The following is a 1,388-nucleotide window of genomic DNA, read 5'->3' as shown; positions in this document are numbered from 1 at the left end:
GAGGTGCGTACGGATCGTTTCGTTCCGGGGTCGGGGGAAGCGTTCGTGGTGGAGGTGGGCGGGGACGGGTTGCCTGGTCGGGTGCTGCCGGGTGGGTCGGGTGAGTGGACGGAGGTCGGGTTCGTCTGGGAGTGGTATGCCGGTGACCGGCCAGGTCAGGAGACCATCCGTCTGACCCGCCGGATCTTCCTCGACGACCGGGGTGTGGATGCGGGTCGGGTGGAGGTGATGCGGCGCAACGCTTTCGCGGGTTTGGCGGAGTTGAACGCGCGAGGGGGCCGGTTGCCGGCTGTCCAGCCGGGGGGTCTGGACGATGGCTCGGATTCGTCGGGGCCGCGGTTGGAGCTCGCGGTGGAGTTCGTCGATTCCGAGGCGGACGCGCATGACGTGGTCCAGGTCAGGGACGGGCGGCCTCAGGCCCCTGGGGACATGGTGCAGAACGTCTGGTTTACGCAGGCGTCTCCTGTTCTGCTTGCCCATGAGATCGCGCACGGTTACGGGCCTCGTGATGCGCAGGCCCATGATGGTGGGGCCCGCGATGGTGGGCGGGCGTTGTTGACGTCGCCGCGTGATGAGCGGGGTCGGCCGCTGGGGGTGCCGCTGACTTCTCATGGGGATGAGGCGCAGCAGGCGGGTGAGGGCAGCTGGGATCTGATGGGCCCGATCGACGTCGGTGAGTCTGGGCGGTCCTACGAACTCACGCCTCATGAGCTCGGGCAGATCGCCGACATTCTGAGTCCTTTCCTGCACCACGGGGTCAGCGCTCCGAAGCCCCGTGTGGTGCAGGAGACGGCGTATGCGCGGCCGGCGGCCCCGGTCCGTTCCGACGAGGGGCTCGGGTTCGAGGACGGGCTCGGGTTCGATGTGGATATGGAGTCCGGGGATTTTGGGGACTTCGCTGTGTTTCCCGGTGATGACGGGGAGGCCGTGGGGTCGCGGGCGTGGGCTGGCGGGTCTGTGTTTCCCGGTGATGACGGGGAGGCCGTGGGGTCGCGGGCGTGGGCTGGCGGGTCGGTGGATGAGGACGCGGACGTTTTCGCTCTGGCCGAGGAGTATTCGGGGCCGGCAGTGCCTCTGGTTGCCCGGGGTGATGCTTCGGCGTCGGTCGGGGTGGATGGCGGTGTCGAGGCGTCCCGGACGTCCCGGACGGAGTTTGCGGAGAGTGGCTTCGTTGCGGGGGGCGGCAAGCGGCTCGGTGGTTCGGAGTCTTCGGTGGACGAGGACGACACCGATCGAAGAGCGCAGCGGGGGTCGAAGCGGCGGCGTATCGAGGTTGAGGCCGGCACCGGCGGTGGCGAGGGCGTGCGGGACGAGGGCGCGGACAGCGACCCGGAAGACCTGAATACGGCATCCGTGAGCCTCACTGAGCTGCTGCCGGACTTCGGTTC

At 68.9% G+C, this 1,388-nt stretch carries 1 protein-coding gene; it reads left to right on the top strand.

The features are described from left to right. Positions 1 to 45: 45 nt before the first annotated feature. The coding region (locus tag ADK41_RS04345; RefSeq protein ID WP_159043939.1) for a hypothetical protein at positions 46 to 1,388 on the top strand (1,343 nt) is incomplete at its 3' end.

It is taken from the genome of Streptomyces caelestis, assembly GCF_001279005.1.
GTDB classification, from domain to species: Bacteria; Actinomycetota; Actinomycetes; order Streptomycetales; family Streptomycetaceae; genus Streptomyces; species Streptomyces heliomycini.
This window is presented reverse-complemented; position numbering and strand designations above follow the sequence as displayed.